The organism is Curtobacterium sp. MCLR17_054 (assembly GCF_003234335.2).
GTDB lineage: Bacteria > Actinomycetota > Actinomycetes > Actinomycetales > Microbacteriaceae > Curtobacterium > Curtobacterium flaccumfaciens.
This window is the reverse complement of sequence record NZ_CP126263.1, coordinates 1,503,611-1,524,181: the sequence shown is the minus strand read 5'-3', so window position 1 is coordinate 1,524,181 and position 20,571 is coordinate 1,503,611. Positions and strand designations below refer to the sequence as shown.

The following is a 20,571-nucleotide window of genomic DNA, read 5'->3' as shown; positions in this document are numbered from 1 at the left end:
CGTAGAATGCCGCCGATGACCACCAACGCCGCCACGGACCCGATGATCGGTCGCATGATCGATCAGCGGTACCGCGTCCGCTCCCGCATCGCGCGCGGGGGCATGGCGACCGTCTACCTCGCGACCGACGTGCGCCTCGAGCGACGCGTCGCGATCAAGATCATGCACGGGCACCTGGCCGACGACCAGGCCTTCCGTGAGCGCTTCATCCAGGAGGCCCGTTCGGCCGCCCGGCTGTCGCACCCGAACCTGGTGGGCGTCTACGACCAGGGCGCCGAGGGCGAGATCGCCTACATCGTCATGGAGTACATCCCCGGCATCACGCTGCGGGACCTGCTGCAGGAGCACCACGCCCTGACGCCCGAGCAGGCGACGGACATCCTGCGCGCCGTGCTGGCCGGGCTCGCCTCGGCCCACCGCGCCGGGATCGTGCACCGCGACCTGAAGCCCGAGAACGTCCTGCTCGCCGACGACGGCCGCATCAAGCTCGGCGACTTCGGCCTGGCCCGCGCCACGACCGCGAACACGGCGACGGGCGCGGCACTGCTCGGCACCATCGCCTACCTGTCCCCCGAGCTCGTGACCCGCGGCGCCGCCGACTCGCGCAGCGACATCTATGCGCTCGGCATCATGCTCTACGAGATGCTCACCGGCGAGCAGCCCTACAAGGGCGAGCAGCCGATGCAGATCGCCTACCAGCACGCCAACGACTCCGTGCCGGCACCGAGTGCCGCCGTGTCCGGGGTGCCGCCGGAGCTCGACGAGCTGGTCGCCTGGTCGACCGCACGCGACCCCGAGGACCGCCCCCGCGACGCCCGCGAGATGCTCGACCACATGTCGGGCAACCAGCAGCGTGCGACCGGCCAGTACCGCACGGCCGTGCTCCGCCCCGAGAACGGGACCGCGATCCTGCCCTCCGGTGGTGCCGGCACGCTCGGCGCCGCAGCGGCCGCCGCCTCGGTCGGGGCTGCAGGAGCCGCAGGAGCGGACGAGACCGCGATCATCGACCGGTCCGGCGACCGGGACACCGGCGACCGCGGTCGAGCACCCGCCCGTGCACGCGGCAACGCCCCGGGTCCCCGTCGCACCGGGGCACAGCCGGGCGTGCTCTCCCCCGCCGGACAGCGGCTCGCCGACCAGTCGGCGAAGCGTCGGAAGCGCGGCTGGATCCTGCTGTCCGTGGTCGTCGTGCTCGCGCTGATCGGAGCCGGCTTCGGCTGGTACTTCGGCCCGGGGCCGGGTGGCAACGTGCGGATCCCGGAAGTCACGGGCAAGTCGGTCTCGCAGGCCCGGCAGCTGCTCGAAGCACAGGGCCTGCAGGCGGCGTCGAAGACCGGGACACGGTTCGACGCCGTCGTCGCGAAGGGGCAGGTCTCCACGACGAAACCGGCCGCGGAGCGCGAGGTGCAGAAGGGCACGGCGGTGCAGATCGTCGTGTCGAACGGCCCCCGGATGATCCCGCTGCCGGCGATCGTCGGCCAGCCGCTCTCCACCGTGACGGCCGCGCTCGACGACGACTTCGAGCTGCAGGACGACCGGTACGAGTTCTCCGCCGATGCCCCGAAGGACACCGTGGTCGCGGCGACCGGTCGGGCGTCCGGCGGCAAGGCCCTCGACCTCACGACGGTGCAGGCCTACGGCGAGACCGGGCCGGTCACCCTGACCGTCTCGCTCGGGCCGGTTCCCGACGTGGTCGGCAAGACGGTCGACGAGGCCTCCGCCGCACTCGACGAGGTCGGCCTGATCCTCGGCGCCCGCACCGAGGAGTACAGCGACACCGTGCCCTCGGGCCAGATCGTCTCCGCCGCCGTGCAGGACTCCCCCGCCGTGCGCGGGTCGGCGGTGGACGTCGTCGTGTCGAAGGGGCCGACGCCGATCACCCTGCCGGACGTCGCCGCAAAGAAGCTCACGATCAACCAGGCCTCGGAGACCCTCGAAGGTCTCGGCCTCAAGGTGTCCGTGCCCGACTGCACGAACATCCTCTGCGGCTTCTACGACTGGAAGTCGACGTTGCCCGTCACCGGCACCGATCCGGGGGCCGGCGCCACGGTCTACCGCGGCGACACGATCACCCTGTCCTACGACCAGTAGGGGCCGACACCGCACCCTCGGCCGTGGACGCGACCCCAGGACGGACGGGAGGCCCGTGGCGGCGCCGTCACGGGCCTCCCGTCCGACACGCGAAAGCGACAGAACCCCGCGGACATGCCGCGGGGTTCTGTCGCTTCGGCGAAACGGTTCCTGCGTTACGAGCGGTCGGGCTGGTGCGCGCCGAGTTCCTCGGCCACCAGGAAGGCGAGCTCGAGGGACTGCATGTGGTTGAGGCGCGGGTCGCACAGCGACTCGTAGCGCGTGGCGAGGGTGGCCTCGTCGATGTGCTCCGAGCCGCCGAGGCACTCGGTGACGTCGTCACCGGTGAGCTCGACGTGCATGCCACCCGGGTACGTGCCGACCTGGCGGTGGGCCTCGAAGAAGCCGAGGACCTCGTCCACGACGTCGTCGAACCGGCGGGTCTTGTAGCCCGTCGGCGTGGTCAGGCCGTTGCCGTGCATCGGGTCGGTGACCCACAGCGGGTTGGCGTCCATGCCCTTGATCGCCTCGAGCAGCTTGGGCAGCTCGTCGCGGATCTTGCCGGCGCCCATCCGCGTGATGAAGGTCAGGCGACCCGGCTCACGGTTCGGGTCGAGCTTGTCGACGAGCGCCTTCATGTCGTCGACGCTCGTCGTCGGGCCGAGCTTCACGCCGATCGGGTTGCGCACCCGCGACAGGAAGTCCACGTGGGCGCCGTCGATGTCGCGCGTGCGCTCACCGATCCAGATGAAGTGCCCGGACGTGTCGTACGCCAGGCCGGAGCGCGAGTCGATGCGGGTCATCGGGCGCTCGTAGTCCATCAGCAGCCCCTCGTGCGAGGCGTAGAACTCGACGTGCTTGAGCGCCTCGAAGTCGGCACCGCAGGCGTCCATGAAGCGGATCGCGCGGTCGATCTCCTTGGCGAGGTGCTCGTAGCGGGCGTTCGCGGGGTTCGAGGCGAAGCCCTTGTTCCAGGAGTGCACCTGGCGCAGGTCGGCGAAGCCCCCCTGGGTGAAGGCCCGGACGAGGTTCAGCGTGGAAGCAGCGGTGTGGTACCCCTGCACCAGGCGGCGCGGGTCGGCCGTCCGGCTCTCCGGCGTGAAGTCGTAGCCGTTCACGATGTCGCCGCGGTAGGCGGGCAGCGTGACGTCACCGCGGGTCTCGAAGTCGCTCGAGCGGGGCTTGGCGAACTGCCCGGCCATGCGCCCCATCTTGATGACGGGCATCGAGGCGCCGTAGGTCAGCACGACGGCCATCTGCAGGATCGTCTTGACCCGGTCGCGGATGGAGTCGGCGGTGGCACCGGCGAAGGTCTCGGCGCAGTCACCGCCCTGCAGCAGGAACGCCTTGCCCTGGGCGGCCGCGGCGAGCCGCTCACGCAGCTTGTCGACCTCGCCCGCGAACACGAGCGGCGGGAGCGTGGCGATCTCGGCCGAGGCGGCCTCGGCCGCGGCGGCGTCCGGCCAGGTCGGCTGCTGCTTGATCGGGAGCGTCCGCCAATAGTCGAGCCCCTCGATGACGTCCGGATCCTGCAGGGCGACGAAGTCGGTCGACTCGGGCAAGGGCGTTACCTCGGTGTTCTGTGCGGGCGGCCCGACGACGCTGACCGGCACCGGGCCGCGCGTCGTCGATGGGCGTCCTGGCGGGGTGCCGGGACCATCAGAGCCTAACGTGCGGGCGTCGACTTCCGTTCCCGCATGACGGCCTCGCGCGCGGAGCTCGCCCGCTCCTTCACGCTGGTGGCGTAGACGTCCACGTACTCCTGACGGCTCAGGCCGGCGAGCTCGTGCATGACCTCGTCCGTGACGCTGCGCAGGATGAAGCGGTCGGTCTCGAACCCCTGGAACCGCGAGAAGTCGAGCGGCTTGCCGAACACGACCCCGACGCGCTTGATCTTCGGGAAGCGCTGCCCGATCTGCTGCACCTCGCGCGTGCCGACCATGGCCACGGGGACGACGAGCACGCGCCCCTCGAGGATCATCCGGGCGATGCCGGTGCGGCCGCGGTAGAGCTTGCCGTCGGGGCTGCGGGTGCCCTCGGGGTAGATGCCGAGCTGCTCACCGCGCGCCAGGACCTGCAGGCCGGTGCGGAGCGATGCCTCGGACGCCTTGCCGCCGGAGCGGTCGATCGGCAGCTGGCCGATGGCGTTGAAGAACGTCTTCGTCGCCCAGCCCTTCAGGCCACGGCCGGTGAAGTAGTCGCTCTTCGCCAGGAACGACAGTCGACGGTCGAGCACCGCCGGCAGGATCACCGAGTCGATGAACGAGATGTGGTTCGACGCGAAGATGACCGGGCCCGAGGTCGGGACGTGCTCGCGCCCGACGACCCACGGCCGGAACAGGGTGAGGATGAGCGGGCCGAGCACGAAGTTCTTCAGCAGCCAGTAGGTCATCGACGACTCCAGGTGGTGAGAAGGTCCGGGTGGTGCACGGCCCGGGGTGGGCGGTCGTTCCTGTGTGCGTGTGTGCGTGTGTGCGCGCCGACCCTACGCCGTGCGGGCGTGGATGCGGGCGAGGTCGGCGGCACCGACGACGCCGGCGTCGTTGACGAGTTCGGCGATCACGAAGTCCGGCTCGGGGTGGTACCCGCGGGCCGGCAGGTTGTTGAGGTACGCCTGCTTGATCGGGTCGAGCAGCCGGTCCCCCGCGCTGGCGACGCCGCCGCCGAACACGAAGAGCTGCGGGTCGAGCACCGCGGACAGTGACGCGCACGCCTCGCCGAGGTGCCGACCGAGCCGACGGAGGGCCGCGAGGGCACCCGGGTCGTCGGCCAGGATCAGGTCGCCGACGATCTTGCCGTCGAGCTGGCCGCCGTTGTCGGCGCGGGCGTCGGCCAGGGCCGAACCGATGCCACCGGCGTCGGCGACGTCGTTCGCCATGCGCTGCAGGGCCCGGCCCGAGCCGTACTGCTCGATGCAGCCGCGGGCGCCGCAGCCGCAGGGCAGCCCGTTCGGGACGATGCGCAGGTGGCCGATCTCGCCGCCGGTGCCGAAGCCCCCGCGGAACAGGCGGTCCTCCGTCACGATGGCCCCACCGACGCCCGTGCCGATGGTCAGCATGGTCATGTCGGACACGAGTCGACCGGCGCCGAACCGGAACTCGGCCCAGCCGGCGGCGTTCGCGTCGTTGTCCACCGTGATGTGGAGGTCGCCGAGGCGCTGCTGCAGCTTCTGCCGGAGCGGTTCGTTCCGCCACCGGATGTTCGGCGTGTAGTAGACGATCGACTGCGAGGCGTCGATGAACCCGGGGGCAGCGACCCCCACGGCGCCGACCTGGTGGAGCGAGCTGAGTCGCTCGACCATCGAGACGACGTCGTCGAGCATGGCGTTCGGGTCCGCAGCGTTGGTGGCCACGCGGTCCTCGGCGACGATCTCGCCCAGTTCCGTCACGACCGCACCCGCGATCTTGGTGCCCCCGATGTCGATTCCGATGGCGTGCACGAGCAACGAGCCTACCGGTTCGCCGCGAAGTCACGGAACGCCCGGTGACGCGTCCTATGCTGGCGGTGTCGCCTCGGTGTTGAGGCGCACTCGAGTCGAACCGGCAGACAAGGGAGTCACCGTGAACGATCAGCGTCCTGCACGCAGCAGCGCCTCCACCGACACGTCCACCGTTGGCAGCGCCGCCACCGGGACCACGACGTCGGCCGGGAGGCACGCCACACCCCACAGCGCCGGTCCCGTCGCCCCGGACCACGGCTCCGCAGCGCGGCTCCTCGGCGACCGCGTCCGGCTGACGCCCGACCGTCCGATCCTGGCCCAGCGCCACGGCGACACCTGGACCACCTTCACCGCGGCGGAGATTCTCGCCCGGGTGCGCGGCATCGCGAAGGGGTTCGTCGCCGCCGGGCTCGAACCGGGCGCGCACGTCGCGATCCTGTCCCGCACCCGTCTGGAGTGGACCCTGGTCGACTTCGCCGTGTGGACAGCCGGCCTGGTGTCCGTGCCCGTGTACGAGACGAGCTCCCCCGACCAGGTGCGCTGGATCCTGTCCGACTCCGAGTCGGTCGCGATCATCGTGGAGCAAGAGGAACATGCGCGCCGCGTCGCCTCCATCGCACCCGACCTGCCGTCCCTGGGCCAGCACTGGACGATCGACGGCGGCGGCCTCGACGACCTGACCCGGCTCGGCGAGGACGTCACCGACGACGAACTCGACGCCCGGACCGCGAACGTGCACGGGCACGACGACGCCACGATCATCTACACCTCGGGCAGCACCGGCCGGCCGAAGGGCTGCGTCCTGCGGCACGACAACTTCACCGCCACGGTGGAGGGCGCGAGCGAAGCCATGCCCGAGGTCGTCGCCGACGGCGCCTCGACCCTGCTGTTCATCCCGCTCGCCCACGTCTTCGCCCGGTTCATCGCCGCGATGTCGGTGTCCGCCGGCGTCCTCGTCGGCCACGAGCCGGACACCAAGGACCTGATGCGGGCGGTGTCGACCTTCAAGCCGACGTTCCTGCTCGCGGTCCCCCGGGTGTTCGAGAAGATCTACAACTCAGCCGAGCAGAAGGCCGACCTCGGCGGCAAGGGCAGGATCTTCCGCGCGGCGGCCGACACCGCGGTCGCCCACTCCGAGGCCCTCGCAGCCGGCAGGGTGCCGTTCCTGCTCGGGCTGAAGTTCAAGCTGTTCGACCGGCTCGTGTACGCGAAGCTCCGCGACGCCCTCGGCGGCCGGGTCGAGTACGCCGTCAGCGGTTCGGCGCCCCTGTCCCCGCGACTGTCGCACTTCTTCCGCTCGATCGGGGTGCTCATCCTCGAGGGCTACGGCCTGACCGAGACCACCGCCCCCGCCACCGTCAACCGGGCCCGGGAACTCCGCATCGGTACGGTCGGGCGGGCGCTGCCCGGCATCGAGGTCCGGATCGCCGACGACGGCGAGATCCTGATCCGCGGCGTCGACGTCTTCGACCGGTACTGGCGGAACGACGAGGCGACCGAGCACGCATTCGCTGACGGCTGGTTCCGCACCGGCGACCTCGGCCGGATCGACGCCGACGGAGTCCTCACGGTCACCGGACGCGCCAAGGAGCTCATCGTCACCGCGAGCGGCAAGAACGTCGCGCCGGCACCGCTCGAGGACGGCATCCGCGAGCACCCGCTCATCGGCCAGGTCGTGGTCGTCGGCGAGGGAAAGCCGTTCGTCGCAGCACTCGTGACGCTCGACCGCGAGATGCTCCCCGGCTGGTGCGAGTCCCGCGGGATCACCCCGGCGCTGAGCGGGCACGAGGCCGCCTACGACGAGCGTGTGCTCTCCGCCGTCCAGGAGGCCATCGACGCCGCAAACGGGCGGGTCTCCCGCGCCGAGTCGGTCCGGTCGTTCACGATCCTCGACACGGACCTGACCGAGGCCTCCGGGCACCTCACGCCGAAGCTGACGATCAAGCGGTCGGTGATCCTCAAGGACTTCGCCGCGGACATCGACCACATCTACTCCGGGTCGAAGGTGCAGACGACGGCGACCCCGGTGATCGAGGGTCGGCGGCGCAACCGCGCGTAGCGCCGGCCGGGTCGTTCCGGGCGTACCGGGTCGTTCCGGGCGTACCGGGTCGGTTCTTCCGACCAGGTACGCCCGATTGCGCAAGGTATGCGAGGTCGTGGACGCCACGGCCTGGAGGCCCGGCGCCGGTCCGCCGGACTGGCGCCGGGCCTCCAGGCGGTCGCCGCGTGCGGGCTGGCAGCTTTCGGGCGTACCTGGTCGTTCCGGGCGTACCGGGTCGATTCGGGCGTACCGGGTCGATTCTTCCGACCAGGTACGCCCGATTCCGCCAGGTACGCGCGGGTGTGCACGCAACGGCCTGGAGGCCCGGATCACGTCCGTCGGACGTGATCCGGGCCTCCAGGCCGTTCAGCGGGCGCCGGGGGCGCCTGCGGGGCTCAGGCCTCCTGCGACTGCTCCGTCGCGGGGGCGTCGAGGACGGCGGTCGAACCGGTCGTGACGGTGGTCTCGGCTGGTCGACGGTTGGTGCGGGTGCGGTGCGAGCTGAGCTCGTCGTTCTGACTGGTCATGCGGGAGTCCTGGGGGGATGGGATGGTCGTCGGTGGGAGGCCGACAGCAGCACGGTACCCCCTCGTCAGGACAAAGCGACAATCCCCCGTGGGGGTGTCACACCACTGTTCACAGCCGGCGAACGCGGGACTGTGCAAGCGCTCAGTGGAACCAGTCCTGCGCACGGATGTCGCGCAGTGCCTGACGGCGGACCTCGGGGTCGAGCGTCATCACGTAGACGGTGCCGTCGAGGTGGTCGCACTCGTGTTGGAGCGCCTCGGCCATCAGGCCTGTGCCCTCGAGGACGACCTCGTCGCCGTCGACGTCGACACCCCGCACCTTCGCGTACGGGGAGCGACGCGTCGGGTAGCCGAGCCCCGGGACGGAGAGGCAGCCTTCTTCCATGAGCTCGGGCTCCCCGGAGACCTCGACGATCTCGGGGTTGAGGACGTAGCCGACCTCACCGTCCACGTTGTACGAGAACGCACGGAGTCCGACGCCGATCTGGGGCGCGGCCACTCCGGCACGTCCGGGTTCCTTGACGGTGTCGATGAGGTCCTGCACGAGGTCACGGACCCCGGCGCTGCCGAGCAGTTCGGGCCGGATCGGGTCGGCCGGCGAGCGGAGGACGGGGTCGCCGAACAGGCGGATGGGACGAACGGTCAATTTACTGCAGCACCACCAGGAGGTCGCCGGCGTCCACCTGCTGGGTCACCGGGATCGCGAGTCGGCCGACGGTGCCCGACACGGGCGCCGTGATGGCCGCTTCCATCTTCATCGCCTCGATGCTCGCCACCGGCGTACCGGCCTCGACGACGTCACCGACGGCGACCTTGAGCGTCACCACGCCGGAGAACGGCGCGGCCACGTGCTTGGGGTCGGACGCGTCGGCCTTCTCGGCCGCCTTCGTCTCGACCTCGACCGAACGGTCGCGGACGGCGACCGGGCGGAGCTGCCCGTTCATCGTCGCCATGACCGTGCGGATGCCCTTGGCGTCCACCTCGCCGATCGCCTCGAGCCCGACGAACAGGTCGACGCCCTTGCCGAGCGGGACGCTGTGCTCCTGCTCGGGGCGCAGCCCGTACAGGTAGTCGACGGTCGGGACGACGGACAGATCGCCGTACTGCTCCCGCACGCGCTGGAACTGCTGCGTCGGCTGCGGGAAGAGCAGGCGGTTGAGCGCCTGCTGGCGCTCCGGCCCGGGGGTCTCGAGGTGCGCGCGTTCGTCCGCGGGCACCGGGGTGATCTCGAGGCGGACGTCGCGCCCGGCCAGGACCTTCGAGCGGAACGGCTCGGGCCAGCCGCCGGGCAGGTCGCCCAGTTCGCCGGCCATGAACCCGACCACGGAGTCCGGGATGTCGTACTTGTCGGGGTTCTGCTCGAAGTCGACCGGGTCAGCACCGACCGCGGCGAGCTGCAGCGCGAGGTCACCGACGACCTTCGACGACGGCGTGACCTTGGTGGGGCGTCCGAGGATCCGGTTCGCCTCGGCGTACCAGTCCTCGACCTGCTCGAACCGGTCACCGAGGCCGAGGGCGATCGCCTGCTGCCGGAGGTTCGACAGCTGGCCGCCGGGGATCTCGTGCTTGTAGACACGCCCGGTCGGACCGGCGAGCCCGGACTCGAACGGGGCGTACACGCGACGGACCGATTCCCAGTACGGCTCGAGGTCACCGACGGCGTCGAGGGACAGACCGGTGTCGCGCTCGGTGTGGGCCAGCGCGGCGACCAGGGCGGACATGCTCGGCTGGCTGGTCGTGCCCGCCATGGGTGCTGCGGCCACGTCGACGGCGTCGGCCCCGGCGCGCGAGGCGGCGAGCAGGGTCGCGAGCTGGCCGCCGGCGGTGTCGTGGGTGTGCACGTGCACGGGCTGGTCGAAGCGCTCGCGCAGCGCGGTGACGAGCTTCTCGGCCGCACCGGCACGGAGGAGCCCGGCCATGTCCTTGATGCCGATGACGTGCGCGCCGGCGTCGACCATCTGCTCCGCCAGGCGGAGGTAGTAGTCGAGCGTGTAGAGGTCCTCGGCGGGGTCGAGGAGGTCGGCGGTGTAGCAGAGCGCCGCCTCGGCGACCGCCGTGCCGGTCGCGAGCACGGCCTCCAGGGCTGGACGCAGCTGGCTGACGTCGTTCAGCGCGTCGAACACGCGGAAGACGTCGACGCCGGACCGGGCCGCCTCGTCGACGAAGGCGTCGGTGACCTCGGTCGGGTACGGCGTGTACCCGACCGTGTTGCGGCCGCGCAGCAGCATCTGGATCGGGATGTTCGGCATCGCTTCGCGCAGCGAGGACAGGCGCTCCCAGGGGTCCTCACCGAGGAACCGGAGTGCCACGTCGTACGTGGCACCTCCCCAGGCCTCGACGCTGAGCAGCTGCGGGGTGAGCCGCGCGACGTGCGGCGCGACGGCGACGAGGTCCTTCGTGCGGACCCGGGTGGCGAGGAGCGACTGGTGGGCGTCGCGCATCGTCGTCTCGGTCACCGCGAGGGCCGTCTGGGCGCGCAGGGCCTTTGACCACTCGGCCGGCCCCATGGCCAGCAGGCGGTCGCGCTGTCCCTCGGGCACCGGCACCGTCAGGTCGGTGGCCGGGAGCTTGTCGGCCGGGTCGGTGACGAGCGGCGACCGCTCCCCGTTCGGCTTGTTCACCGTGACGTCGGCGAGCCAGGTGAGCACCTTCGTGCCGCGGTCCTTCGAGACGTGGCCGCCGAAGAGCTGTGGGCGTTCCTCGATGAACTTCGTCGAAACGTCGCCGCGGGCGAAGTCCGGGTCCTCGAGCACGGCCTGCAGGAACGGGATGTTCGTGCTGACGCCGCGGATGCGGAACTCGGCGAGGGCGCGCTTGGCCCGGGACACCGCCGCCGGGAAGTCACGGCCGCGGCACGTCATCTTCGCGAGCATCGAGTCGAAGTGCGGGCTGATCTGCGCGCCGGTGGCGACTGTGCCGCCGTCGAGCCGGACGCCCGCGCCGCCGGGGCTACGGTAGGTGCTGATCCGGCCGGTGTCCGGACGGAAGCCCTGCGTCGGGTCCTCGGTCGTGATGCGGGTCTGCAGCGCGGCGCCGTGCACGGCGACGGTGTCCTGCGACAGGCCGAGGTCGGCGAGGGTCTCCCCCGCCGCGATGCGCATCTGCGACTGCACCAGGTCGACGTCGGTGACCTCTTCGGTGACCGTGTGCTCGACCTGGATGCGCGGGTTCATCTCGATGAAGACGTGCTGCCCCTCGCGCTCGCCCTCGGTGTCGAGCAGGAACTCCACGGTGCCGGCGTTCACGTACCCGATCGACCGGGCGAAGGCCACGGCGTCGCGGTGCAGTGCCTGCGCGATCGCGGGGTCGAGGTTGGGCGCCGGCGCGATCTCGACGACCTTCTGGTTGCGCCGCTGGACTGAGCAGTCCCGCTCGAACAGGTGGATCGTGCCGGCGTCGGTGCCGGTCGCGTCGGCGAGGATCTGCACCTCGATGTGGCGTGGACGGATGACGGCCTGCTCGAGGAACATCGTCGGGTCGCCGAACGCACTGTCGGCCTCGCGCATGGCTGCTTCGAGGGCGTCACGCAGCTCGGGCTTCGTCTCCACCCGGCGCATGCCTCGGCCACCACCACCGGCGACGGCCTTGGCGAAGACCGGGAACCCGATCGCGTCGGCGCCGGCGATCAGTTCGTCGATGTCGCGGCTCGCCGGGGTGCTCGCCAGGACCGGGACGCCGGCCGCGATCGCGTGCTCCTTCGCGGTGACCTTGTTGCCGGCCATCTCGAGCACGTGCTCGCCCGGACCGATGAAGGTGATGCCGTTCGCGGCTGCTGCCGCGGCGAGCTCAGGGTTCTCGGACAGGAACCCGTACCCCGGGTAGATCGCGTCGGCCCCCGACTCGCGGGCGACGCGGATGATCTCGGAGACGTCCAGGTACGCCCGGACCGGGTGGCCCCGCTCCCCGATCAGGTAGGCCTCGTCGGCCTTGAGACGGTGCAGGGAGTTCCGGTCTTCGTACGGGTAGACGGCCACCGTACGGGCCCCCAACTCGTACGCGGCACGGAACGCGCGGATGGCGATCTCGCCACGGTTCGCAACGAGGATCTTCGTGAACACGACGTCCCTTTCAGCCCGGGTTGAGGTGAGACAACCCTAGTGGCGGTAACGTTGCTCAACGTGCATGTACTCAGCGTGAGCTCCCTCAAGGGTGGTGTCGGCAAGACGACGGTGACGCTCGGCCTGACCTCGGCCGCGTTCGCCAAGGGACTGCGCACGCTGGTGGTGGATCTGGACCCGCAGTCCGACGTCTCCACGGGCCTCGACATCAACCTCGCCGGCCACCTCAACGTCGCCGACGTCCTCGAGAACCCGAAGGAGAAGATCGTCCGTCAGGCGATCGCCCCCTCGGGCTGGACGAAGGGGTCGCAGGGCAAGATCGACGTCATGGTCGGGTCGCCCTCCGCCATCAACTTCGACGGGCCGCACCCGTCGATCCGCGACATCTGGAAGCTCGAAGAGGCCCTGGCCAACGTCGAGCAGGACTACGAACTCGTCCTCATCGACTGTGCGCCGTCGCTGAACGCCCTGACCCGCACCGCGTGGGCCGCGTCCGACCGTGTCACCGTCGTCACCGAGCCCGGCCTGTTCTCCGTCGCCGCCGCCGACCGTGCGCTGCGCGCCATCGAGGAGATCCGCCGCGGCCTCTCCCCGCGCCTGCAGCCCCTCGGCATCATCGTGAACCGTGCCCGGGTGCAGTCGCTCGAGCACCAGTTCCGCATCAAGGAACTCCGCGACATGTTCGGCCCGCTCGTGCTCTCGCCGCAGCTGCCGGAGCGCACGTCGCTGCAGCAGGCGCAGGGTGCCGCGAAGCCGCTGCACGTCTGGCCCGGCGAGTCCGCGCAGGAGATGGCGAAGAACTTCGACCAGCTGCTCGAGCGCATCATGCGCACCGGCAAGATCGGTCCGTACGCCGAGGGTGGCGCCGCGTAGGTCGGTGCTCGCGCGGTCGCGGCGCGGTCGTGATCGCGGTCGCGTGACGTGCCGCTCACGTCCGCCGAGCGGTCACCAACTGTCGGCCGGCAGCGTCGCAGCCGACAGTTCGTGACACCTCGGCGACGCGCACACGACGGTTCGTGACACCTCGGCGACTGCCGGGAGGCCCACCCCTGCCCCGGCAGACACGCCCGACCCCGGCTCGCCCAGCGGCCACAACATACCGCTCACGTCCGGCGAGCGGTCACCAACTGTCGGCCGGCAGCGTCGCAGGCGACAGTCCGTGACCCCTCAGCGACGCGCACACGACGGTTCGCGACCGCTCGCCCGGAACCCGAAAGGTCAGGAAGCGCGGGAAACGCGACGAGCGGCGAGCTCGTCGGAGGGGTCGGCCGCCGCGGTGGCGTCGAGCTCGACCAAGGAGCTCTCGACCTCACGCAGGACCTTGCCGACCGCGATGCCGAAGACACCCTGGCCGCGGGACACGAGGTCGATGACCTCGTCGTCGGAGGTGCACAGGTACACCGAGGCACCGTCGGACATCAGCGTGGTCTGCGCCAGGTCGGAGACGCCGGACTCACGGAGCTGGTTGACCGCGGTGCGGATCTGCTGCAGCGAGATGCCGGTGTCGAGCAGGCGCTTCACGAGCTTGAGCACGAGGATGTCGCGGAACCCGTACAGGCGCTGCGACCCGGAGCCGGCGGCCCCGCGGATCGTCGGCTGCACGAGCTCGGTGCGGGCCCAGTAGTCGAGCTGTCGGTACGAGATGCCGGCTGCCCGTGCGGCGACGGTGCCGCGGTAGCCGTTCTGCTCGTCGTGCTCGGGCAGACCATCGGTGAAGAGCAGCCCGAGGTCGTACCGGGTCACATCAGACTCGGTGCCAGGGGTGTCGTTCCCACTCATGAGCTTGCCTTCCACGACGATCGAGCTCCCACCCGAAGCTTCAACGACGGGTTGAGAGTTGTTCCGAGGTCCACGGTAGCGACTCCGACCGCTCCCGCGCGGGACATCCGACCCGGCGCGTCCGGCGTGTCGAGGATACGCCTCGGCCACTGACACACAAGCCCTGTCGGAGCACCGGACGGCGTCATGCGTCGAGACGACCGATGGCCTGGCGGATGAGGTTCGACCGGATGATCTCGAGGTGCCCGGCGATCTCGCGCGCGAGCTCGGTGGCCTTCGCCCGCGAGGTCGCGTCGCCCCGGCGGGAGACCGGCATGAGGGCGGACTCGATGAGACCGACCTCGCGCTCGGCGGTGCTGCGCAGCGTGCGGAGGTGGCGCGGCTCGATACCCGTGCGCTGCAGTTCGACCAGGGCCTTCAGCACGGAGACGCCGTCGTCGCCGTAGGTGTCGGTGGCCGGCAGCAGCGAGGCCGAGACCGCGTCGGCGAGGAGCATCGGGGAGGCGCCGGCTGCCCGGACCGTCTCGTCGCGGGTGTACCGGCGTTCGCGACCGAGGATCGACGGCTTCGGTGCATCGCCTCCGCCGGGGAGGACGGGCTCGCGTCCGGCATCGAGGTCGGCGAGGTACTCCTTGATGACCTTGAGCGGCAGGTAGTGGTCACGCTGCAGTCCGAGGATCACCCGGAGCCGCTCGAGGTCGGCAGCGGAGAACTTGCGGTACCCACTGGCCGTGCGGATCGGGGTGACGAGCTCACGCTCTTCGAGGAACCGCAGCTTGGAGCTCGACAGGTCCGGGAACTCGGGCTTGAGGCGAGCGAGGACCTGCCCGATGGTGAGCAGGTCCGGTGCCGCGGACCCCGCCCGGGCCGCAGCGGACCGTGCGGCCACTACGCGTTCGCCAGGCGCGCCAGGTCGACCCGAGATGCGTAGAACGTCAGGCGGAACTTGCCGACCTGGACCTCGGCCCCGTCGGTGAGCAGCGCTTCGTCGATGCGGACACCGTCGAAGTACGTGCCGTTCAGCGAACCGTTGTCCTTGACGCTGAAGCTGGTGCCGTGGCGCAGGAACTGCGCGTGCTTGCGCGACACGGTGACGTCGTCGAGGAAGATGTCGGCGTCGGGGTGTCGACCGGCCGTCGTGACGTCGGAGTCGAGGAGGAACCGCGCACCCACGTTGGGGCCGCGACGGACCACGAGCAACGCTGACCCGGAGGGCAGTGCGTTGACGGCTTCACGTTCTTCGGTCGAGACACCGGACTCGGCGGTGAGCGCCGCGCCCATGTCCATGCTGAAGGTCAGCGTGGTGTCGACCAGCCGCTGCTCCGGGGTCTTCTGACCGCCCGGCTGCGGGACCACTGGATCTGGCATCGGTGGACCTCCTCCTCTTGGCCCACCAGCGTATCGGAAACGAAGCCCCGAGCGGCAGCCCCGTTCTGGGACTGTGGAGGGACTTCCGCGATCCGCGAACGCACGAGCCGCGTCAGCGACCCGTGGGACCCGGCGTCACCTTCCCCGCGCGAGCAACCAGAGCAGGTACGGCGCCCCCACGACGCCCGTCACGACGCCCACCGGCAGCGCGGTGCCGGTGAAGGCGAACTGTGCCAGCAGGTCGCTGCCGAGCGTGATCGCGGCACCGACGGCAGCAGCCGGCGCGAGTGCCACCCGTCCGCCGCCGACGAGGCGTCGCGCGATCGGCGCGGCCATCAGCGCCACGAACGAGACGGGCCCCGCGGTGGCGACGGCTGCGGCGGTCAGGCACACGGCGGTGAGGAGCAGGAGCACCTTTGCCCGGTCCGGCCGGAGTCCGAGTGCGGCGGCGACCTCGTCCCCGAGGCTCAGCACCTGCAGACGGGCGGACTGCAGCAGCGCGAGCACGCCGAGCACGACGAACGCGACGCCGAGCACCCCGACCAGGTCGCGGTCGACGGCGTTCAAGCTGCCCGAGAGCCAGAGCAGCGCGGTGCCGGCCTGGGTGACGGTGCCGCTCGTGAGCATCCAGCCGGTGATGCTCAGGCAGATGGCCGCGACGCCGATCCCGACGAGGATCACCCGGTTGCCGGTGATCCCCCGTCGCCAGGCGAGCCCGGCGATGACGATCGAGACCACCACGGCGCCGACGAGCACGACCGAGAAGAGCGTGCCACCGCTGGCACCGAACAGCACGATGGCGGTGAGTCCGGCGGCGCTGGCCCCCGAGGTGATCCCGATGACGTCGGGGCTCGCGATCGGGTTCCGCACGACGCTCTGCACGATCGCGCCGGCGACGCCGAGACTGGCGCCGACGAGGACGGCACCGAGCACCCGCGGCCCGCGGAGCTGCCCGATGACGAAGTCCGAGATCCGGTCCCCCTGGCCGAACAGGGACGCGAGCACCTGGCCCGGGGTGAGCGGGATCGAACCGGCGCCGAGCCCGACCAGGACGAGCACCACGACGACCGCCACCACGGCGACGAGCACCGCGACCTCACGACGCCGGCCGGCCGAGCGGCGCAGACCGCCGGACCGCGGGCGGCCGGAGCCGAACAACTGCCTCACAGTCCCCGCACCGCCCTCGACCGCACGAGCGCGATGAACACCGGCGCCCCGATCAACGCCGTGACGATGCCGACCTGCAGCTCCCCCGGGTACGCCACGAGGCGGCCGATCACGTCGGCGACGAGCAGCAGTGCGGGGGCGACGATCGCCGACAGCAGGATGGTCCAGCGGTGGTCCGGGCCGCTCAGGCGGCGGACGGCGTGCGGCACGGCGAGCCCGACGAAGGCGATGGGCCCGGCGGCGGCCACCGCGGACCCGGCCAGCAGCACCGCGACCAGACCGCCGACGGCGCGGACGAGCACAACCCGCTGCCCGAGCGACGCTGCGAGTTCGTCCCCGAGCGCGAGTGTGTTGAGCGACCGACCGAGACCGAACGCGATCACCAGCCCGACGAGCACCGGCGCCGTGATGATCCCCGCCGTGCCGAGGTCCTTGCCGGTGAGGGCCCCGACCTGCCAGAACCGCAGCTGGTCGAGCAGGCTCTGGTCGGTCACGAGCACCGCGGTGGTGACCGACGACAGCGCTGCGGCGACCACAGCTCCGGCGAGGGCGAGCCCGACAGGAGAGAGGCCGCGTCGGGCGACGGTCGCGATCCCGTACACGAGCACGGCGGCGAGGGCGGCCCCGACGAACGCGAACGGCAGGTAGGCAGCCGTGCCGCTCACGCCGAAGACCGCGATCCCGGCCACCACGGCCAGGGTCGCACCGGAGTTGATGCCGAGGACGCTCGGGTCGGCGAGCGGGTTCCGCGTCACGCCCTGCATGACTGCCCCGGCCACCCCGAGCGCGGTTCCGGCGAGCAGTCCGACGACGGTGCGGGGCACACGGTTGCCGAGCACGATGAGCCCGACCTCGTCGCTCCGCCCGGGGTGCATCACCGTGTCGAGGACGGTGCCGAGCGGGATCGGCCGCGAGCCGTACGCGATCGACAGCGCACACGCCACGGCGAGGACGACGACCGCCAGCACGGTCGCACCGACGAGTCGGGGGACGGAGCTGGGAGCCGGGGGCGTGGACGTCGACGAAGGCATGGAAGTAAGGACACCCTAACGCCGCAGCCCCACTCGGCGTCCCCCGAGCAAGCCCGGAGCGTGCGCAGGGTTCGTTCATAGGCTCGTCATGGGGAAGCGCCCTGTACTGGTCTCCATCGACGCCCGACCGGGCCGTCGAGGGACGACCGGAGAGCACCGATGAACGAGACCCCGAACCCCGCAGCCGCCGACCACGACGAGGACGGCACCCCCGCCGCGCAGCAGCAGGCTCCCGGGATGCACTGGGAGGCGCCGCACGCCGACCCGGCCTCCCTGCGCCCGGCGTACGCGTTCGACGGCTCCGGTCCCTACCTCTACGGTCCGGACGGCTCCGGCCCCTATGCCTACACGCCGGACGGCCGCGGCCCGTACCTGATCGGCAGCCCCGCCCTCGCCGGCGCGAACCACGCGTGGGCGTACTCGGCGGCGACCGCGAACCACCCCGGTACGACGAAGCGCCCGCGTCGGCTGGGACTGATGATCGGCTCCGGCATCGCTGCACTCGCCATCGTCGGTGCGGCCGGTGGCACCGCCCTCGGCCTGTCGTCGCAGGGGACGACCACGACGTCGAGCCAGTCGCAGGGCACCACCACGCTGCCCGGCACCGGATCCGGCAGCGACGGCACCGACGGCACCGGCAGCAGCGACGGCACGAACGGCTTCACGGTGCCCGGCGACGGCAGCGGCAGCGGCACCAGCGGCGACGGCAGCACCGGCACGAGCACCCAGTCCCCCGCCACCGCGGCGACGGCCGCCGACAAGAAGGGCGTCGTGACCATCAACACCGTCCTGAACTACGACGAGTCGTCACAGGCGGCCGGCACCGGCATGGTCCTGACCTCCGACGGCACGATCCTGACGAACAACCACGTGATCCAGGGCGCGACGAGCATCACCGTCACCGACGAGACCACCGGCAAGGAGTACAAGGCCGACGTGGTCGGGGCCGACGCCACCAACGACGTCGCCGTCCTGAAGCTCGAGAACGCCTCGGGGCTGTCCACGGTCACGCTCGACGACGACGGCGAGCCGAGCACCGGTGACACCGTCAAGGACGTCGGCAACGCGGAGGGCACCGGCAACCTCGTCGCCGCCGAGGGCACCGTCACCGCGACCGACCAGGACATCCAGGTGCAGAGCGAGTCCGGCACCGGCACCGAGTCCCTGACCGGCCTGATCGAGATCTCGGCGGACATCGTCTCCGGCGACTCCGGCGGACCGGTGCTCGACAGCGAGGGCGAGGTCGTCGGCATGGCCACGGCAGCGTCCTCCGGCACGGCCGACGTCACCGGCTACGCCATCCCGATCACCACCGCGAAGACGATCGCCGAGAAGATCCTCGCCGGGGAGTCCTCGAGCACGATCACCATCGGGCTGCCCGCGTTCCTCGGGGTCGAGGTCAGCAACACCTCCGGCACCACGGGCGGCGTCGCCGTCGCCGGCACGGTCGAGGGCTCCGGCGCCGCGAGCGCCGGCCTGACCGCCGGGGACACGATCACGAGCATCGACGGCACCGCGGTCACGAGCTCGGACCAGCTGACCAAGGTCGTCCAGTCGCACTCGGTGGGCGACAAGGTGAGCGTCCGGTACACCGACAGCACCGGCGCCGCGAAGACGGTCACGATCACCCTGACCGCCGGCCCCGCCGCGTAGCGCGGGAGAACCCGGGCGCGCTCAGCCCAGCAGCGCCCGCACCACCGACCGGTAGACGTTGGCCGGGGAGTCCGTCCGGAAGGCGGTCTCCCCGGCCTTCGTCGCGCCCACGCGCGCGAACCCGTGCCCCTCGGCCCGCACGATCGTGATCGGCTTCGGCTTGCCCGGTCGACGCAGGTACGAGACGGTCCACGTCGCGGCCCAGAACCGCGCGAGGCGAGGGTCCGCCTCGGCGAGGGCCTCCGGCAGGTCCGGTGCGTCCGGACCGCCGGCCAGCCTGCGGCCGAGCAGGTGCCCTGGGAGCGACCCCGTGCGGAACGGGAAGGTCCACGTCGGACCGATGCCGAGCCTCCCGGCCAGCAGCGCGACGGCCCGGTCCGGCGTGACGGACGCGACCACGGCACCCGCCGCGTCGGTCCCGTCGACGACGGTCTGCGACCAGGCCTGGAGGCGCGACTCGCCCCCGTCGGGCAGGTGCTGTTCCAGCGTGACCGGCTGGGCATCGCCCTGCCAGGGTTCGAGGAGGGTCTGGGTCGACTCCGGCAGCGTGCCGAGCCGGCCGACGAGGCCCGCCTCGATGAGTTCGCGGCCCGCCGCGGTGCGGAGGAGCGTGGGGTTCCACCGGCGTCCGGCGAGGCTCCGCAGGGTACCGATCGCGCCCGTGCTGAGGCGGGGGCCGTCGAGCGACGGTGCCGGGGCGGAAGCCGGAAGGGGCTCGAGGTCGCGCTCGGGGCGCACCGGGACCGTCTCGGTGGCGCGGACGCTCTCGAGGACGGCGAGCACGAGGTCGTCGGTCTCGAGCAGCCGGGCGAGCGGGCGTTCGATCGTCAGGTCGACGCGGTGCCGACCGGTGACGAAGAGCAGGTGGGTGCCGGCGACGTCGCCGTGCTCGTCCGGCCGGACGTACTCGACCAGCCGGGCCGGGGCGCCGGCGGTGGTCCAGGGGTCGCAGCCGACGAGCAGCAGGCCCTCGACGGAGCCGGGCAGCCGTTCGAGCAGGCCGGTGTTCTCGTCGCCGATCGCGCGGTCGCTGGGGCGGGATCGGACGGTGAGGACGACGTCGTCGCCGGTGACGCGCAGGTCCGCCTGGGCTGAGTCCTCGCGGCGCCAGGAGTCCGGGCGGCGGAGGGTGAGGCGGGCGGTGCGGTCCTCGGTGCCGAGCGGGACGGGGACTGCCATGGGATGAGCGTATGTCGGGAGCGGGGCGCGGGGGCCTGCGGCTCGCCGGGGTGGGCTCGGGCCGGGTGCGCGGCGGGGTGGGGTGAGGCGGGGCGCCGGGTTCGCACGGTGCGAGGTTCGTCAGCCGGAGCGGGGTTGGTGGCTCCGTGCGGCGCCACAACCCCGCACCGAGCCTCTGACGACGCACCCGCCGACGAAGTCCGCACCGTGCGACCCCGGCTCGACAGCACGACAAGTCCGCACGGTGCGAGCCGAGCGT

Annotated in this window: 16 protein-coding genes; 4 read left to right on the top strand and 12 right to left on the bottom strand. The window is 71.6% G+C overall.

Translation table 11 applies throughout. The features are described 5' to 3' along the window. The first annotated feature begins 15 nt into the window (after nucleotides 1-15). On the top strand, nucleotides 16-2,091 hold the full coding sequence (gene pknB, locus DEJ08_RS07320) for a Stk1 family PASTA domain-containing Ser/Thr kinase (protein WP_111054986.1): 2,076 nt from the start codon (nucleotides 16-18) through the stop codon (nucleotides 2,089-2,091). Nucleotides 2,092-2,246: 155 nt separating this feature from the next. On the opposite strand, the gene DEJ08_RS07315 is transcribed toward pknB, so the two are convergent. The 3 genes from DEJ08_RS07315 to DEJ08_RS07305 form a co-directional block, all read right to left on the bottom strand. Beyond that, entirely contained in the window at nucleotides 2,247-3,632 is a 1,386-nt protein-coding gene (locus tag DEJ08_RS07315) for a class II 3-deoxy-7-phosphoheptulonate synthase (RefSeq protein ID WP_110864693.1), read from the bottom strand. A 104-nt stretch (nucleotides 3,633-3,736) separates the two neighbouring features. Then, nucleotides 3,737-4,462: a lysophospholipid acyltransferase family protein gene (locus DEJ08_RS07310; protein ID WP_071405408.1), complete on the bottom strand. Its 726-nt coding sequence runs from the start codon at nucleotides 4,460-4,462 to the stop codon at nucleotides 3,737-3,739. A 93-nt stretch (nucleotides 4,463-4,555) separates the two neighbouring features. Next, on the bottom strand, nucleotides 4,556-5,509 hold the full coding sequence (locus DEJ08_RS07305) for an ROK family glucokinase (RefSeq protein WP_017886608.1): 954 nt from the start codon (nucleotides 5,507-5,509) through the stop codon (nucleotides 4,556-4,558). 121 nt (nucleotides 5,510-5,630) lie between these two features. On the opposite strand from DEJ08_RS07305, the gene DEJ08_RS07300 reads away from it, so the two are divergent. Next, nucleotides 5,631-7,568: an AMP-dependent synthetase/ligase gene (locus DEJ08_RS07300; RefSeq protein WP_111054978.1), complete on the top strand. Its 1,938-nt coding sequence runs from the start codon at nucleotides 5,631-5,633 to the stop codon at nucleotides 7,566-7,568. A 377-nt stretch (nucleotides 7,569-7,945) separates the two neighbouring features. Here the strand turns inward: DEJ08_RS07300 and DEJ08_RS07295 are convergent, their stop codons facing one another. The 3 genes from DEJ08_RS07295 to DEJ08_RS07285 all read right to left on the bottom strand — a co-directional run bounded on the left by DEJ08_RS07295 (nucleotide 7,946) and on the right by DEJ08_RS07285 (nucleotide 12,135). Then, nucleotides 7,946-8,077, bottom strand: a complete 132-nt coding sequence (locus DEJ08_RS07295) for a hypothetical protein (protein ID WP_258366694.1) — start codon at nucleotides 8,075-8,077, stop codon at nucleotides 7,946-7,948. A 142-nt stretch (nucleotides 8,078-8,219) separates the two neighbouring features. Beyond that, nucleotides 8,220-8,723 carry a peptide deformylase gene (locus DEJ08_RS07290; RefSeq protein ID WP_071405406.1) on the bottom strand — a complete coding sequence of 168 codons (504 nt, stop codon included), beginning with the start codon at nucleotides 8,721-8,723 and terminating at the stop codon, nucleotides 8,220-8,222. A 1-nt stretch (nucleotide 8,724) separates the two neighbouring features. Continuing rightward, on the bottom strand, nucleotides 8,725-12,135 hold the full coding sequence (locus DEJ08_RS07285) for a pyruvate carboxylase (RefSeq protein ID WP_111054979.1): 3,411 nt from the start codon (nucleotides 12,133-12,135) through the stop codon (nucleotides 8,725-8,727). A gap of 60 nt (nucleotides 12,136-12,195) precedes the next feature. Here DEJ08_RS07285 and DEJ08_RS07280 point away from each other — a divergent pair, with 60 nt between their 5' ends. Beyond that, nucleotides 12,196-13,008, top strand: a complete 813-nt coding sequence (locus DEJ08_RS07280; RefSeq protein WP_027465232.1) for a ParA family protein — start codon at nucleotides 12,196-12,198, stop codon at nucleotides 13,006-13,008. A gap of 345 nt (nucleotides 13,009-13,353) precedes the next feature. On the opposite strand, the gene DEJ08_RS07275 is transcribed toward DEJ08_RS07280, so the two are convergent. From DEJ08_RS07275 to DEJ08_RS07255, 5 genes are all read right to left on the bottom strand, one after another. Then, a complete protein-coding gene (locus tag DEJ08_RS07275) occupies nucleotides 13,354-13,914 on the bottom strand; it encodes a MerR family transcriptional regulator (RefSeq protein WP_111054987.1) in 561 nt (186 codons plus the stop codon). Nucleotides 13,915-14,098: 184 nt separating this feature from the next. Beyond that, a complete protein-coding gene (ftsR, locus tag DEJ08_RS07270) occupies nucleotides 14,099-14,803 on the bottom strand; it encodes a transcriptional regulator FtsR (protein ID WP_027465230.1) in 705 nt (234 codons plus the stop codon). After that, the gene (locus DEJ08_RS07265) at nucleotides 14,803-15,282 is read right to left on the bottom strand and encodes an FHA domain-containing protein (protein WP_051596676.1); all 480 of its coding nucleotides are present in this window, start codon (nucleotides 15,280-15,282) and stop codon (nucleotides 14,803-14,805) included. Before DEJ08_RS07265 ends, ftsR begins: the two co-directional genes overlap by 1 nt. A gap of 135 nt (nucleotides 15,283-15,417) precedes the next feature. Then, nucleotides 15,418-16,449, bottom strand: a complete 1,032-nt coding sequence (locus DEJ08_RS07260) for a FecCD family ABC transporter permease (RefSeq protein WP_258367172.1) — start codon at nucleotides 16,447-16,449, stop codon at nucleotides 15,418-15,420. Next, on the bottom strand, nucleotides 16,446-17,480 hold the full coding sequence (locus DEJ08_RS07255; protein WP_111054980.1) for a FecCD family ABC transporter permease: 1,035 nt from the start codon (nucleotides 17,478-17,480) through the stop codon (nucleotides 16,446-16,448). Before DEJ08_RS07255 ends, DEJ08_RS07260 begins: the two co-directional genes overlap by 4 nt. Before the next feature lie 159 nt (nucleotides 17,481-17,639). Between DEJ08_RS07255 and DEJ08_RS07250 the strand changes: the two genes are divergently transcribed. Continuing rightward, nucleotides 17,640-19,133, top strand: coding sequence for a trypsin-like peptidase domain-containing protein (locus tag DEJ08_RS07250; RefSeq protein ID WP_258367173.1), 1,494 nt, complete (start codon nucleotides 17,640-17,642; stop codon nucleotides 19,131-19,133). A gap of 21 nt (nucleotides 19,134-19,154) precedes the next feature. On the opposite strand, the gene DEJ08_RS07245 is transcribed toward DEJ08_RS07250, so the two are convergent. Further along, the gene (locus DEJ08_RS07245) at nucleotides 19,155-20,312 is read right to left on the bottom strand and encodes a hypothetical protein (RefSeq protein ID WP_111054981.1); all 1,158 of its coding nucleotides are present in this window, start codon (nucleotides 20,310-20,312) and stop codon (nucleotides 19,155-19,157) included. Nucleotides 20,313-20,571: the final 259 nt, after the last annotated feature.